This window comes from Streptomyces sp. KL109B, from assembly GCF_030766935.1.
GTDB lineage: Bacteria > Actinomycetota > Actinomycetes > Streptomycetales > Streptomycetaceae > Streptomyces.
This window is the reverse complement of record NZ_JASERL010000014.1, coordinates 131595-145198: the sequence shown is the minus strand read 5'-3', so window position 1 is coordinate 145198 and position 13604 is coordinate 131595. Positions and strand designations below refer to the sequence as shown.

The following is a 13604-nucleotide window of genomic DNA, read 5'->3' as shown; positions in this document are numbered from 1 at the left end:
CGGCTACTCCTCGCCCTCGGGCGCGGCGCCCGCCGTGTAGACGTCCTTGACCTTGACCTCGGTGACGCCGCGCCCCTCGGGGAAGACCCGCCGCCAGTCGCCGATGACGTGGAGTTCGTCCGTACCCATCGCCCGTACGACGGTGAGTCCTTCCTCGTGGCTCTTCAGCGCCTTCATCCAGAGGTTGGAGAAGGCCTGGGAGCGGATGAGGTGCATCCAGTCGGGGCGGTACAGGTCCCGGTTGTAGTTCGACTCCCCCATGGTGGACACGAACTTGGAGTACATGGCCTTCACGTACTCCAGGGTCACCTCGTCGTCGGCGGCGATCGCCGTGTCCCGCGCGTCCTTGAGAGCGGTGCGGAACTTCTCCAGCAGGTTCTCGGTCGCGCCCGAGGTGTACGACTCGTGGATCTCGGGCGGCTCGCACAGCCCGTACTTGGGACCGGACAGGCGCTGCAACAGGCGCAGGGTCGGCTCGGTCACCCACAGCGGTCCGGGCTCGTCGCGCTGCCCGATCGGGTTCGGCAGGTCCGCCTCGTGGTCCCAGTGCGGCGGCGTGATCAGGTGGACGCCGGAGCGGCGCCGGTCGTGGCCGAACCCGGTCGAGTGCTCCAACTGCCCGATCGGCAGGTGGGTCTTGAGCGCGGACAGGTAGGCGCCGTTGATGTCGAGCGCGGTCACCTCGTGCTCGCCGGGCGGCAGTTCGGCCCGCGTCCACTTGGGACGGGCCTCCCAGATCTCGTCGGCGCCGCGAGAGGTCCGCTTCTTCAGGACGTCCGGCATCCACGGGTACGCGACGACGTCGTACCTGGCGCCCTTGCGGGTCTCGTCGAGGAGCGCCATCGCGTCCGGGATCGCGCGCTTGATCAGCGCCGCGGTCGCCGCCTCGACGTCCCCCGCGTGTTCGGCGAGTGCCGCGCCGACCGTCCGCCCGATGAAGTCGGTGGGCTCGTTCGCCGGCTGGAAGGCGCGGCGGGTGGGGGTGGTGCGGCGCTGCGGGCGGGGGCGGGTGGCGGGCGCCGGTTCCGGTGTGGACTCCGGCTCCGCTTCCTGTTCCTGTTTCTGTTCCGGTTCTGCCGCGGCTGGTGTCGTGCCGCAGTCCGCCGGGTCGAGGTGCTGGGCGAAACCGGCGACGCGCTGCTGTGCGGGCTGCCCGCACAGTACGCACGGCTCGGCCTCGGCGAGCGCTTCGACGTCGTCGCCCTCATCCTGCCGGACGGCGGCCGGCGCGGTCTCCGGTTCGGGCTCCGCCTCCGCCTGCGCCTCCGCCGCGGGCTCGTGCTCGGGCTCGGCGAGCTTCGCCGCAAGACCGTCGAGGAAGTACGCGTACTTGCTCCGGATCTCGCCCGCCGGGTCGCGCCCCGCCTCCCACGCGGAGAGCGTCGAAGGGTTCACCCCGAGCGCCCGCGCCACCTGCGCCTTGGTCAGGCGGGCCGACTCGCGCAGCTCGCGCCGTACGTCGGGTGCGGGGAGTTCGGCCTCGGGGGTGACGGAGGCCAGCAGTGAGTCGATCGCGTCGAAGTCGCTCATGCGCCGCTCGCCTCCCACTCGACTTCCCGATCCGGCACGGCGCGATTCTGCCATATTCGATCTACGTACGAAGTACCTGATGACCTCAGTACCTGTCCGCCGACCCCAGATACTGCTCCGCGAACGCCATGGCCGCCGCCCGCGACGTGAACAGGCGACGCAGCCTCGCCAGTGCGGTGCCGGTGCGGAACGGGTCACCGTACGACGCCCCGTGGTACACCTCCGACAACCACTGCGAGAACTCCTGGTAGTCCCATACGCGCCGCAGACAGACCTCCCCGTACCCCTCCAACCCCCGCTCGTCGCCCGCCAGTTGGCGCGCCACGATCGCGTCCGCGAGCAGGAACGCGTCGTGCAGGGCGAGGTTGAGGCCCTTGGCCGCGATGGGGGCGATTAGGTGGGCGGCGTCGCCCGCCAGGTGGAGGCGGCCGTACGTCATGGGTTCGGTGACGTAGTCGTGCATGTCGAGGACCCGTTTCTCGATCAACTCGCCCTCGGTCAGCGGCTTGGCGCCCTGCGCGGCGAGGCGACGGCGCAGGGCGTCCCACACGCGCTCGTGCGACCAGGTGTCCGGGTCGTCGCCTGGCGGGCACTGGAGGTAGTAGCGGGTGACGTCGGGGCTGCGCGGCATCTGCCCGGCGAAGCCCTCCTCGTGCATGCCGAACAGGACGCTGTCCGCCGACGGCGGGGCCTGGGCGAGCAGGGCCAGCCAGCCGATGCCGTAGTCGTGCCGCGCGACGCGCACCCGACCGGCGGGAACCGCCTCGCGTGTCACTCCGCGCGCCCCGTCGCACCCGGCGACGAACTCGCAGTGCAGCACGCGCCGTTGACCGGTCTCGCCGCAGGTGTACGAGACCGAGGGCCGGTCGCCTTCCAGGTCGTGGAGGCGTACGTCGCGTACTCCGAAGCGGATGTCTCCGCCGCGTACGTCGGCGTACTCGCGCACGAGGTCGGTCACGAGCAGTGGCTGGGGGTAGACGAAGTGGTGCTGCCCGGTCAGCTCGGCGTAGCGGAAGTGGTGTCGTTCGCCCGCGAAGCGGAACTCGCACGCCGTGTGCCGCTCGGCGCGGTCCAGGAGGTTCGTGGCGAGGCCGCGCCGGTCGAGGGCGTGCACCGCCCACTCCTCGATGACACCGGCCCGCGGCCGGCTCTCGACGAACGTACGGGTCTCGCACTCCAGGACCACGCAGTCGACACCGGCGGCCCGCAGGATGTTCCCGACGGTGAGTCCGGCGGGCCCCGCACCGACGACGACGACCGACGCGGAACCTGAAGTGCGGTGCGGGATGGGCGAGTTGGGGCCGGTCTCGGCGTCGGTCATGCGGCCCATTATGGGTCAGACGACGTCGCCGCGATCCACCGTCTCCGCGCCCTCCAGCGGCGCCCGTTCCAGAAACGCGACCGCTTCGGGCACCCGGTCGCGCAACCGCCGCAGCCCGGCGGCGGTGAGGGTGCGGCAGCGGGTGTCGCGTTCGGCGACGACGTTGCGGGTGCGGCGGGGCGGGAAGTCGGCGGGGGTGAGCGCGGCGCCGGGGCCGGCCGACCAGGTGCGGCGCGTCGTCACGGAGTCGGCGGCGTCGGCGCACACGGCGAGCCGCCCCGACTCGACGTACCAGAGGACGATCCGGTCGAGGGGCCGGGCGCGCGGGGGCTCGACCGACGCGCCCGCCGGGAGGTCGAGCGCGTCGAAGGCCTCGGAGAGGGCGGCGCGCAGCCCGGCGTCGGCGGCGCCGAACAGGTCGCAGTCGGCGAGCGGCACGGGCAGGTCGGGGTCGAGGCCGAGCCCGGTGAGGAGTTCGTCCTCGCAGGCTTCCAGGGCCCGGCCGAGGTCGGGGAACTCGTCGGTGGTGCGGGTCATGGCCTGCCGTTCGTCCGGGTCGGCGAGCACCATGCGCAGGTCGCGGGCGCGCAGTTCCTCTGCGAGGCCGCGCAGCAGGTCGGCGGCGACCGGTTCGATGCGGCCGACGCGGGTGAGGTCGAGCACGAACCACCGGACGGGGTCGGGGAGTTCGAGGGCGGCGCGCAGGGTCTGTTCGGCGGTGGCGAAGTCGAGGTCGCCCTGGAGGACGTGGACGCGGATCCGCTCCGGGTGGGTGTCGAGGGCGGCCCGCTGGGCGCGGGTGCGGTGCCGCAGGGAGCGCAGCGGGGTGGAGTGCAGGGAGCGGGGCGGCAGCGGGCGTCGTTCGGGGGCGGTGGCGCGCATCAGGTGCAGCCCGAACTGGTCGGAGATCAGATGGCAGGCGGCGATGCCGCGCACACTGTTGCCCTTCTCCTCCAGCGGCGGGCTGAACACACCAATACCGAACTGGCTCGGCAGCGCCACCCCGATCGCCCCGGACACCCCGCTCTTCGCGGGCATGCCGACCCGCAGCATCCACTGGCCCGACGCGTCGTACATGCCGCACGTGGCCATGACGGCGAGGACGTGCTGGGCGTGCCGGGTGGCGACGACGCGTTCGCCGGTGACGGGGTTGATGCCGCCGCCCGCGAGCGTCGCGTGCATGACGGCGAGGTCGTCGCAGGTGACGAGGACGGAGCACTGCCGGAAGTAGACGGCGAGCTCCGCCTCTACGTCGCCGGTCAGCGAACCGGCGTTGTGCATGAGGTAGGCGAGGGCGCGGTTGCGGTCGCCGGTGGCGCACTCGGAGGCGTACACGGCCTCGTCGACGGCGAGGGGCCGCCCCGCGAAGGCGCTCAGCCCCTCCAGGATGCGGTCGAAGCGGGCCTTCGGGGTGTCCCCCGCGACGAGTGAACTGGTCACGATGGCACCGGCGTTGACCATCGGGTTGGGCGGGCGTCCGGTGCCGGGTTCGAGGCGGATCGAGTTGAACGCCTCGCCGCTCGGCTCGGCGCCGACCCGCGCGAGCACGTTCTCCAGGCCGTGGTCGGCGAGCGCGAGCGCGAACACGAACGGCTTCGACACGGACTGCGCGGTGAACGGCACGGCCGTGTCCCCGCTCCCGTAGACCTGCCCGTCGAGGGTGCAGAGGCTGAGTCCGAACAGGCGCGGGTCGACGCGGCCGAGTTCCGGGATGTACGAGGCGGGCTCGCCGTCGTTGAGATCGCGCAGCCGCAGCCGCACCCGGTCGAGGAGTGCGGTCAGCGGGTCGTGTGCGTCGTGCGCTGCGGCTTCCGGCTCGTGTCCCATTCCGCCCATCGAAGCGTATGGGGTACGCCGCTGCCTCTCGAAAACCTCTGGCCCGCGGCCGTCCGAGGCAGCAGAGTGACCGCATGACCGACACCGATCGCAAGAACGATCTCCTGCGCTACCTCCAGGACGCCCGCGACGCCCTGCTGTGGAAGCTCGACGGCCTGTCCGAGTACGACGCGCGGCGCCCGCTGACGCCGACGGGCACCAATCTGCTGGGCCTGGTCAAGCATCTGACGGGGGTGGAGGTGGGGTATCTCTGCGACACGTTCGGCCGGGCGCACGACGTGCCGCTGCCCGACGCCCAGGACATGTACGACAACAACGCCGACATGTTCGCGGCCGCCGACGAATCGCGCGAGGAGATCGTCGAGCGCTACCGGCGGGCCTGGACGCACGCCGACGCGTCGGTGCGGGAACTCTCCCTGGACACGGTCGGCGCCGTGCCGTGGTGGCCGAAGGAGCGCAACGAGGCCACGCTCCACCACCTCCTCGTACGCGTCCTGGGAGACACCCAGCGGCACGCGGGCCAGGCCGACATCCTCCGCGAGGGCCTGGACGGCGCGGCGGGCTACCTCGCGGACAACGACAGCCTGCCGCCGCTGGAGTGGGAGCGGTACCGGGCCCGCCTGGAGGAGATCGCCGCGAAGGCCGCCGGCTAGTTCGGCGCGTGCTGCGCCGCAAGCCGTACCGGCGCGTTCTGCGCCCCGTACCCCTGGTAGCCGTCGTCGCGCTGCGCGAGTTCGAAGAAGACGCGGCCCACGGTGCGGGTGTAGCAGTGCCGGAAGGCGCCGTGTGCGTCGCGGTCGTAGAGGATGCCGAGGTCCTGGTACGTCTCCAGCTCGCCGGGCGCGAACTCGAAGCGGGCCGCGAGGTCGTCGTAGTAGTTCCCCGGCATCGGCAGCAGCTCACCGCCCGCTTCGCGGAAGCGGCGCGCGGCCGCGACGACGTCGTCCGTGGTGAGGGCGATGTGCTGGGCGCGGTCCTGGTCCTCGCCGGGGCCCGGTCCCGCGCCGAGCGCGATGCGGACGGCGCCGTCGGCGGTGGCGACGGCGCGGCTGCGCAGCAGTCCGTACGGGTCGGCGACGTCGACGCTCGCGGTCGGTTCGAGGCCGAGCACGCTGCGGTGGAAGAGGGCGGCCTCGTCGAACTGGTGCCAGGGCTGGGTGAGTTGCAGGTGGTCGACGCCGGTGATGTCGGTCTCGGCGGGCCGCTCCCCCGTGGGCTCGAAGTCCCGGGTCCAGCTGGGGAGTTCGGGGCGGCCGGTGGCGCAGAAGAAGAGTTCGGTGCCGTCGGGTGCGGCGACCGCGTCGAGGAGTACGTCGCCGGTTCCCCGGCGGCGCGGCAGGACCGGGGCGAGCAGGGCCTCGGCGCGGCGGGCGGCGGCGGCCGGGCCGGGGGACTCCAGGCCGACGGCGGCGAGGACGGTGCCGTCGCGGCGGGCGGCTGGCCCGGTGTTGAGGAGCACGCGGGCCTCGCCCTGCTCCCACAGGTCGACCGGTTTGCCGCGGTGGCGTCCGGTGCGGGTGAAGCCGAGGGCGGCGAGGAGGTCGGCGGCCGGGGCGACGTCGGGGGTGACGAGTTCCGCGAAGGCGACGCCCGTCGGCACCACGGGTTTGGGCAACCCGCCTTCCCCCACGGCCTCTTGGAGTGCGAGGAGCGAGCGCAGCGCGTCCACGGCGGCGGGCCCCGCCTCGGCCTGCCGGAACACGTCGTTGAAGATTTCGAGGGACAGCGGCCCCTGGTATCCGGCCCGCAGGACGTGCCGCAGCAGTCCGGCGACGTCGAGGTCGCCCTGCCCGGGGAAGCAGCGGTAGTGGCGGCTCCAGCGCAGCACGTCCATGTCGAGCAGTGGCGCGTCGGCGAGTTGCAGGAAGAAGATCTTGTCGCCGGGGATGTCCTCGATGCCTTCGAGGTCCCTGCCCTCGGTGCCGCGGGCGAGGATGTGGAAGCTGTCGAGGCAGGTGCCGAGCGCGGGGTGGTCGGCGGCCTCGACGATCCGCCAGGCGTGGTCGTACGTGTTGACGTGCCGGCCCCAGGCCAGCGCCTCGTACGCGACCCGGATCCCGAAGTCGCTTGCCCGCTCGGCGAGTTGGCGCAGCTGCTCGGCGGCGAGCGCGTCGTCGCCGACGGATTGCGGTGACACGCTGGAGCACACCAGGACGGTGTCGGCGCCAAGGCGTCGCATGAGCCGGAACTTGTGCTCGGCGCGCCGCAGATTGCGCGCGAACACGTCGTCGGGCACGGCCTCCATGTCGCGCATCGGCTGGTACAGGTCGATGCTCAGGCCGAGGTCGGCGCAGCGCTCGCGGACGTCCTCGGGGGTGAGGGGGCTCGCGAGCAGGTCGTTCTCGAAGATCTCGACGCCGTCGAAGCCCGCGCGGGCGGCGGCGGTGAGCTTCTCGGTGAGCGATCCGCTGAGCGAGACGGTGGCGATGGAGGTGCGCACGGGGCTCCTTCCGGAGGGGGCGGGTCGGAGGGTTGCGGTGGTCGGGCTCAAAAGATCGGGGCTCTGCCCCGTGCCCCGCTGCTCAATCGCCGCAGGGGCTTGAGGGGATGGCTGGGGTTGCTCGTAGTGCGGTCTCCGCGCCTGCCAGATCGGCGAAGTGGGTGAGCATGCGGGAGGCGTCCGGCTCCCGCCCGGTGAACAGGCGGAACGCGTCGACGGCCTGGAAGACGGCCATGCCGCCGCCGTCGAGTACGTCGCAGCCCGCGCGGCGCGCGGTGCGGACGAGTTCGGTCTCCAGGGGCCGGTAGACGACCTCGGCGACCCACAGGGCGGGGCGCAGCAGCTCGGCGGGGAGCGGGAGGCCGGGGTGGGCGGCCATGCCGGTGGGGGTGGCGTGCACGATGCCGTCGGCCTCGGCGAGGTGCGCGGCAAGCGCGTCGGGCGCGGCCGGCAGCGCGCGCCCTTCGCCGAAGTGCCGGTTCAGGGACGCGGCGAGGGCGGCGGCCCGCTCCGGCAGCGCGTCGACGAGGACGACGCGGCCGGCGCCCAGGGTGAGGACGGCGTGCGCGACGGCGGCGCCCGCTCCCCCTGCGCCGAGCTGGACGACGCGCTCCATGCGGGCGTCGGGCAGTCCGCGCGCGAAGGACGCGGCGAAGCCGGTGACGTCGGTGTTGTGGCCGACGGCCCGGCCGCCTTCCTCGAAGACCACGGTGTTGACCGCGCCGAGCGCGGCGGCCTGCGGCGACAGCTCGTCGAGGTGCTCGATGACGAGCTGCTTGCAGGGGTGCGTGACGTTCAGGCCGTCGAAGCCGACGGCGCGGGCGGCCCGCAGCAACTCCCCCACGCCCTCGGGGCGTACGCCGAGTTCGGCGATGTCGAGCCGCCGGTACAGATACCGCAGGCCCTGCCGGTCGGCCTCCCGCTCGTGCAGGGCGGGGCTGAGCGAGGGACCGATGCCCTCGCCGATCAGACCGACGAGATACGAGTCCTGGGGCACGAAGGTCCTCCGTAATGTACGAACTGGTTCGTTACTCATATCAAGCCCGGCGCCCCCGTGGGAACCCCCGGCTCCTACAATCGCCGGATGACCACTGTCGAAGACCCGGCTCCCCGCCAGGGGCGCATCCGTGACGCGGCCCGCACCAAGGCCGAGATCCTCAAGGTCGCCACGGAGGAGTTCGCGCGCGCCGGGTACACGGGCGCCCGCGTCGACGAGATCGCGGCCCGCACCCGCACCACGAAGCGGATGATCTACTACTACTTCGGCGGCAAGGAGCAACTGTTCACGGCCGTCCTGGAGCGCAGCTACGCGGTGATCCGCGAGGCCGAACAGGAGGCCGACGTCGAGGGCCTCGCCCCGGTCGCCGCCATCCGCCGGCTCGCCGAGCTGACCTTCGACCACCACGAGCAGCACCCGGACTTCATCCGCCTGGTGAGCATCGAGAACATCCACGACGCCGAGCACATCACGGCGTCCGAGACGATCGGCTCCCTCAACTCGCCCGCGATCGACGTGATCCGCCGGATTTTGGAGGCGGGCCGGGCGGAGGGCGTCTTCACGGCGGACGTGGACGCGGTCGATCTGCACGCGATGATCAGCTCGTTCTGCTTCTTCCGGGTCTCCAACCGGTCCACGTTCGGCGCCCTGTTCGGCCGCGACCTGACGGCGGCGGACCGCCGCGAGCACTACCGGACGATGCTGGGCGACATGGTGATCGCGTACCTGACGACGGGCGGCGCCGAGCGCTGAACCGAGCACTGGACCGAGCAGTGATCGGCACGTACCTCCTCGTCGCGACCTCTTGACAGGCGGGAAACACGGGCGCAACATCGCTGGCCATCCGCTACTAACTATCCAGTGGGTTAATTAACCCGGCCGGCCTCCGGTCCGCCGGGTCGATGAGCCCAGCCCTTGCCCAGCGCTCAAGGAGCCCGCGTGTCCGTCCCCGCTCAGCCACCGCGCGCACCAGAGGGCCAGCCCCGCAAGGCGGCCATCGCCGCCTGGAGCGGCAGCGCCCTCGAGTACTACGACTTCTTCATCTACGGCAGCGCCGCCGCGCTCGTCTTCCCGAAGGTGTTCTTCGACGAGTCCGATCCGGCCGACGCCACCCTGCTCTCGCTGGCCACGTTCGGCGTCGCGTACGCCGCGCGGCCGGTCGGCGCGTTCTTCCTCGGGCACATCGGCGACCGCCTGGGCCGCCGCAAGATCATGGTGTTCACGGTGGTCCTGATGGGCCTGTCGACGTTCCTGATCGGCTGTCTGCCGACCCGCGAACAGATCGGCGGATTCGCGCCGTTGCTGCTCGTGCTCTGCCGCATCCTGCAAGGCATCTCGGCGGCGGGCGAGCAGTCGAGCGCGGGCTCGATGACCTTGGAACACGCGCCGGAGGACCGGCGCGCGTACTTCACCAGCTTCACCTTGAACGGCACCCAGGCGGGCCAACTCCTCGCCACCGTCGTCTTCCTGCCGATCGCGGCGCTGCCCGAGGACCAACTCCTGTCCTGGGGCTGGCGGATCCCGTTCTGGCTGAGCCTCGGCGTCGCCGTCGTCGGCTACGTCATCCGGCGCTCGCTCGACGAGACGCCCGAGTTCGCCCGCAAGGCCGAGTCCGGCGAGGTCGCCAAGCTGCCGCTCGCGGTGCTGCTTCGCGACCACTGGGTGGACGTGCTGCGCGTGATCGGGGGCGCGCTCGTCGCCTCCGTGAGCACCATCTTCACCGTGTGGGCGCTGTCGTACGCGACGAGCGACACGGTCGGCATGGACCGCTCCGCGATGCTGTGGGTGGGCGCGCTCGCCAACCTGGTGGCGCTCGCCGCGATCCCGCTGTGGGCGCGCCTCGCCGACCGGATCGGCCGCAGGCCCGTCTTCCTGACGGGCGCCGTGGGCAGCGCGCTGCTGATGTTCGGCTACCTGTGGGCGATCTCCACGGGCTCGTACGCCTTGACGTTCGTGCTCGGCATCCTGGCGTTCGGCGTCGTCTACAGCGCGGCGAACGCCGTGTGGCCGGCCTTCTACGGCGAGATGTTCCCCACCCGCGTACGGCTGTCGGGCCTGGCGATCGGCACCCAGATCGGCTTCGCCATCTCCGGTTTCGCGGTGACGTTCGCGGCGCAGATCGCGGGCCCGGGCAACGACTGGTTCGCGGTGGCCCTGTTCACGGCGGCGCTGTGCGTGCCGCCCGTGATCGCGGGTCTGACGGCCCGTGAGACGGCCAAGGTGCCGACCGCGCGGCTGGGCGAACGGGATGCGGGGCACGGCGTGTTGAAGGACGCGCCCGAAGCGGCCGTCTGAGGCCGGGCGAATTTGGCGCCGGGCCTCAGGGAGTCGAGGTCCGGCGCTTTCCGGTGCCGACGCCGGCCTTGCGCGCCGCGCCGTGCAGCATCTTCAGGGCGACGAGCAGCACCCCGATGTCGTCGAGGTACACCGGGTCGGGGATCAGGTCGACCGGCGAGATCGTGTAGACGACAGCGGCCCAGAACAGCGCCTTGTGCTGCAACGGAATGCCCGCGTCGACGAGCAGCTTGCGCGCCTTGAACACCCGGACCAGGAGCACGGCGGCGGCCGCCAGCATCGCGAGCGCCACGAGGCCGCCGAGAACGATCCACGCGGTGCTGTCCATTCCGGTCCCCCCCTGGCTCGTGCGGTCGAGACGTCCCAGGTTAGACGGTATGGGCCGGTCGTCTCCCCACATGCGAGGCGCGGCTCGTCGGGCGAGGATGAGTTCCGAACACGCAAGCGGGAGTTCGCGAGCCGGAGGGGCGATCGGTGCTGATTTTCGTGGCGATGATCCTGGGTGGGATCGGCGTGGTCTGCATTGGCATCACGGCGCGGCGGATGGTGTCGGGCGACGTGGCGCTCGGCCCACCGCTCCTCGCGCTCGCGACGGCGTTCGCCGCGGCGGCGCTGATGCTCACGGCGATGGTGCTCGGACAGTGACGTAGGCCCTCCGGGCCGCTGCGGACCTCTCTCCGGATCTCTCCGGCCCCCTACGGGCCCCAGGTCTCCTCGTCGTCCACCACGTGCACCGCGGCCTCTTCCGCCGACGCCGCTCCCCCGCCGAATCCGGCGTCCGTCGCCGTCATGTCCTTCTCGGTGTCCTCGTGGGCGCCCTCGTCCGGCGCGATCAGGCGGCCCGCGCGCCATGTGCCCACCTCTGAGTCCAGCGGCTCGCCGTCGCCGTCGCGGAGATCCCCCACGCCGTCGTCGCCGTCCTCACCGGACTCCAACGCCTCGTAGGCGTCGATGACGGGGTCGGGCCGCTCCTCCGCGAGGCGCTCGTCGAGCGTCTCGCCCGCCTGCCGCTCCGCCGCCGTGTTGCCGGTGTGCTCGACGGCCAGCGGGCGCTCGGGCGGCGACCATCCCTCGTCGTACGGGTCCACGCCGCGGTCGTTGAGGGTGTCCTCCACTTCGAGGATGCCCTCGTCGTCGCGCACGTCAGGGCCCGAGGGCTGATACACCTCGTCGCCCATGGCCGAGTCGTCGCCGCGCTCGGTCATGTCGAATCGCCTCGTCTCCTCGTCGCCGTGCTCGGTGTCACACATCCAGCGTGCACCAGTACCGGCGGCCCGGCCGCTTCGGGGGGCCACGCGCGCGTGCGCGAGGATGCTCCCGCGCGGCGCGGCTGTCCTGCCGACGCCACCGGTTCGGGGACAGGAACGTCCCTCGTGGGGTGGGGCTGGTGGCGAAATCCTTGAGTGACCGCGCGACTACGGGAAGAAGATCTACGGCCGGAAACCCGTCCGGCCGACTTCTCATCCGTCCCACCTCATCTGTCCCATCGATTCAACGGAACGAGGTCGTCGCATGCGCCGCACCGGATTCCTCTCCCTCGCCGCCGCCCCACTGCTCGCCTTCGTGCCCGCGGCGCCGCCCGCCCAGGGCCTGGCCGTCACGGAGCCCACGGCGGACTCCGTGCACACCTCGGGCGGCAGCATGTTCGTCACGTGGCGCAACGGCACCGGCAAGAAGCTCGACATGTGGCTGGTCCGGGGCGACGCGGCCCGCGTCGTGCAGCTCGCCTCGCGGCTGACCGCGGCGCCCCGCAGCGAGACGTCGACCGTCCTGCCGAACGTGCCGGACGGCGACGGCTACGCGATCGAGCTCGTCAGCCGCGACGGCGACGAGCGCGGCTACAGCCGTTCGTTCGCGGTGGGCCCCGAGTCCCGGCCCGCGGGCGGCCCCGCCGTGGCCGACGGGGCCCGCCTCACCGCTCCCGGCCCGCGCTGACCGCGTCCGGCGCCTTCGCCCGCGCCCGGACCGGCAGCACCCCGACGACGAGCCCGGCCCCCGTCGCGGCCAGGCCCATGGCGACCACGCCCGGCCAGCCGCCCGCGGCCCACGCCACGGTGCCGGCCAGCGAGCCCAACGCGATCCCGAGGAAGCGCAGGGTGAAGTACACCGTGTTGAGGCGGTTGTGCGCGGCCGGGTCGAGGGTGAACAGGACGGTCTGGCAGACGGCCTGACCGCCCCAGACGCCGACGTCGAGGACGATCACGCCGACGACGAGCGCCACGAGCGAGCCATTGCCTCCCGCGCCTCCCGGCAGCAGGATCAGCCAGCCGGCCAGCACCAGGGTGGTCAGCAGGGCGATGGCTCCGCGCCTGCCGAGGCGCTCCGCGCTCCGCCCCGCGTACGGGGAGGCCAGCGCGCTCACTGCGGCGACGAGGCCGAACATCCCGGCGGCCGTCGACCCGAACCCGTACGTGTCCGTGACCAGGAACGTCAGCGTGGTCCAGAACGCGCCGAACGCGATCCCCACCAGCGCCCCCGACACCACGACCCGCGCCACGAGCGGCTGCCGGACCAGGCCGGGCAGCGAGGCGAGGGCGGTCTTGTACGAGGTCGGGGCCGTCTTGTACGAGATGGGGTCGCGTCCCGGCGCGGTCGGCAGCCGGCGCGCGAGCACGCCCATCAGCGCCAGCGCGAGCAGGCATGACGTGACGTACACGGTGCGCCACCCGGCGATCTCGGCAAGGGCGCCCGCGTACGCGCGCGAGGCGAGCACGCCCACGAGCAGTCCGCCCTGCACCGCTCCGACGGTCCGCCCGCGCCCTGCTCCGCCGCCCTCCGCGTCCGTCAGGGCCACGGCGAGCGGGGTGATCAGCTGCGGCACCGGCGAGCACAGCCCGAGGACGAGGCTCGCCACCGCCAGGAAGGCCACGTTCGGGGCGAGGGCGCAGGCCGCGAGGGCGAGCGAGGAGGCGGCGGTGAGGGCGAGGACGATGCGTCGCCGGTCGTGGCTGTCGCCTGCCGGGACGACGAGCAGGATGCCGAGCGCGTAGCCGAGCTGGGTGGCGGTCGCCACCGGGCCGAGCGCGTCGGGCGAGGCGCCGAGGGAGGCGGCGACGGAGCCGAGGATCGGCTGGCAGAGGTAGACGTTCGCGGCGGTCACGGCGCAGGTGACCGCGAGGAGGACGGTGGGGGCCTGGGTTCTGGGATGAGGTGCGGCGTTCACATACCGCGACGTTAGGCCGCCG

The 13604-nt window shown here is 72.5% G+C and carries 13 protein-coding genes; 5 read left to right on the top strand and 8 right to left on the bottom strand.

The window, feature by feature from the left end:
• Nucleotides 1-3 precede the first annotated feature (3 nt).
• The 3 genes from RBJ65_RS35490 to glsA all read right to left on the bottom strand — a co-directional run bounded on the left by RBJ65_RS35490 (nt 4) and on the right by glsA (nt 4678).
• Complete coding sequence (locus RBJ65_RS35490) at nt 4-1530, bottom strand: helix-turn-helix transcriptional regulator (protein ID WP_306319534.1); 1527 nt, start codon at nt 1528-1530, stop codon at nt 4-6.
• 85 nt (nt 1531-1615) lie between these two features.
• The gene (locus RBJ65_RS35485; protein ID WP_306319533.1) at nt 1616-2851 is read right to left on the bottom strand and encodes a 4-hydroxybenzoate 3-monooxygenase; all 1236 of its coding nucleotides are present in this window, start codon (nt 2849-2851) and stop codon (nt 1616-1618) included.
• A gap of 15 nt (nt 2852-2866) precedes the next feature.
• Complete coding sequence (gene glsA / locus RBJ65_RS35480) at nt 2867-4678, bottom strand: glutaminase A (protein WP_306319532.1); 1812 nt, start codon at nt 4676-4678, stop codon at nt 2867-2869.
• 83 nt (nt 4679-4761) lie between these two features.
• Between glsA and RBJ65_RS35475 the strand changes: the two genes are divergently transcribed.
• Nucleotides 4762-5340, top strand: a complete 579-nt coding sequence (locus tag RBJ65_RS35475) for a DinB family protein (protein ID WP_306319531.1) — start codon at nt 4762-4764, stop codon at nt 5338-5340.
• Here the strand turns inward: RBJ65_RS35475 and RBJ65_RS35470 are convergent.
• Entirely contained in the window at nt 5337-7127 is a 1791-nt protein-coding gene (locus tag RBJ65_RS35470; protein ID WP_306319530.1) for a bifunctional sugar phosphate isomerase/epimerase/4-hydroxyphenylpyruvate dioxygenase family protein, read from the bottom strand. The genes RBJ65_RS35475 and RBJ65_RS35470 overlap by 4 nt on opposite strands.
• Nucleotides 7128-7209: 82 nt before the next feature.
• Nucleotides 7210-8124 (bottom strand): shikimate dehydrogenase, encoded by a 915-nt coding sequence (locus RBJ65_RS35465; RefSeq protein WP_306319529.1) that lies wholly within the window; start codon nt 8122-8124, stop codon nt 7210-7212.
• A gap of 87 nt (nt 8125-8211) precedes the next feature.
• Between RBJ65_RS35465 and RBJ65_RS35460 the strand changes: the two genes are divergently transcribed.
• Both RBJ65_RS35460 and RBJ65_RS35455 read left to right on the top strand, forming a co-directional pair.
• Complete coding sequence (locus RBJ65_RS35460) at nt 8212-8877, top strand: TetR/AcrR family transcriptional regulator (RefSeq protein ID WP_306319528.1); 666 nt, start codon at nt 8212-8214, stop codon at nt 8875-8877.
• Nucleotides 8878-9063: 186 nt separating this feature from the next.
• Nucleotides 9064-10419 carry an MFS transporter gene (locus tag RBJ65_RS35455; RefSeq protein WP_306319527.1) on the top strand — a complete coding sequence of 452 codons (1356 nt, stop codon included), beginning with the start codon at nt 9064-9066 and terminating at the stop codon, nt 10417-10419.
• Nucleotides 10420-10444: 25 nt separating this feature from the next.
• On the opposite strand, the gene RBJ65_RS35450 is transcribed toward RBJ65_RS35455, so the two are convergent.
• Complete coding sequence (locus RBJ65_RS35450; RefSeq protein WP_306319526.1) at nt 10445-10747, bottom strand: YkvA family protein; 303 nt, start codon at nt 10745-10747, stop codon at nt 10445-10447.
• 146 nt (nt 10748-10893) lie between these two features.
• Here RBJ65_RS35450 and RBJ65_RS35445 point away from each other — a divergent pair, with 146 nt between their 5' ends.
• On the top strand, nt 10894-11064 hold the full coding sequence (locus RBJ65_RS35445) for a hypothetical protein (RefSeq protein WP_306319525.1): 171 nt from the start codon (nt 10894-10896) through the stop codon (nt 11062-11064).
• A 50-nt stretch (nt 11065-11114) separates the two neighbouring features.
• Here the strand turns inward: RBJ65_RS35445 and RBJ65_RS35440 are convergent, their stop codons facing one another.
• Complete coding sequence (locus tag RBJ65_RS35440; protein ID WP_306319645.1) at nt 11115-11624, bottom strand: DUF5709 domain-containing protein; 510 nt, start codon at nt 11622-11624, stop codon at nt 11115-11117.
• Between the two features lie 307 nt (nt 11625-11931).
• On the opposite strand from RBJ65_RS35440, the gene RBJ65_RS35435 reads away from it, so the two are divergent.
• Nucleotides 11932-12354 (top strand): Ser-Thr-rich GPI-anchored membrane family protein, encoded by a 423-nt coding sequence (locus RBJ65_RS35435; protein WP_306319524.1) that lies wholly within the window; start codon nt 11932-11934, stop codon nt 12352-12354.
• On the opposite strand, the gene RBJ65_RS35430 is transcribed toward RBJ65_RS35435, so the two are convergent.
• Nucleotides 12332-13582, bottom strand: a complete 1251-nt coding sequence (locus RBJ65_RS35430) for an MFS transporter (protein ID WP_306319523.1) — start codon at nt 13580-13582, stop codon at nt 12332-12334. The genes RBJ65_RS35435 and RBJ65_RS35430 overlap by 23 nt on opposite strands.
• Between the last annotated feature and the right edge of the window lie 22 nt (nt 13583-13604).

What these genes read in the sequence shown, in the direction of transcription:
- RBJ65_RS35490 (WP_306319534.1), bottom strand. Translation starts at nt 1,530, where the DNA reads ATGAGCGACTTCGACGCGATCGACTCACTGCTGGCCTCCGTCACCCCC.
- RBJ65_RS35485 (WP_306319533.1), bottom strand. Translation starts at nt 2,851, where the DNA reads ATGACCGACGCCGAGACCGGCCCCAACTCGCCCATCCCGCACCGCACT.
- glsA (WP_306319532.1), bottom strand. Translation starts at nt 4,678, where the DNA reads ATGGGACACGAGCCGGAAGCCGCAGCGCACGACGCACACGACCCGCTG.
- RBJ65_RS35475 (WP_306319531.1), top strand. Translation starts at nt 4,762, where the DNA reads ATGACCGACACCGATCGCAAGAACGATCTCCTGCGCTACCTCCAGGAC.
- RBJ65_RS35460 (WP_306319528.1), top strand. Translation starts at nt 8,212, where the DNA reads ATGACCACTGTCGAAGACCCGGCTCCCCGCCAGGGGCGCATCCGTGAC.
- RBJ65_RS35450 (WP_306319526.1), bottom strand. Translation starts at nt 10,747, where the DNA reads ATGGACAGCACCGCGTGGATCGTTCTCGGCGGCCTCGTGGCGCTCGCG.
- RBJ65_RS35440 (WP_306319645.1), bottom strand. Translation starts at nt 11,624, where the DNA reads ATGACCGAGCGCGGCGACGACTCGGCCATGGGCGACGAGGTGTATCAG.
- RBJ65_RS35435 (WP_306319524.1), top strand. Translation starts at nt 11,932, where the DNA reads ATGCGCCGCACCGGATTCCTCTCCCTCGCCGCCGCCCCACTGCTCGCC.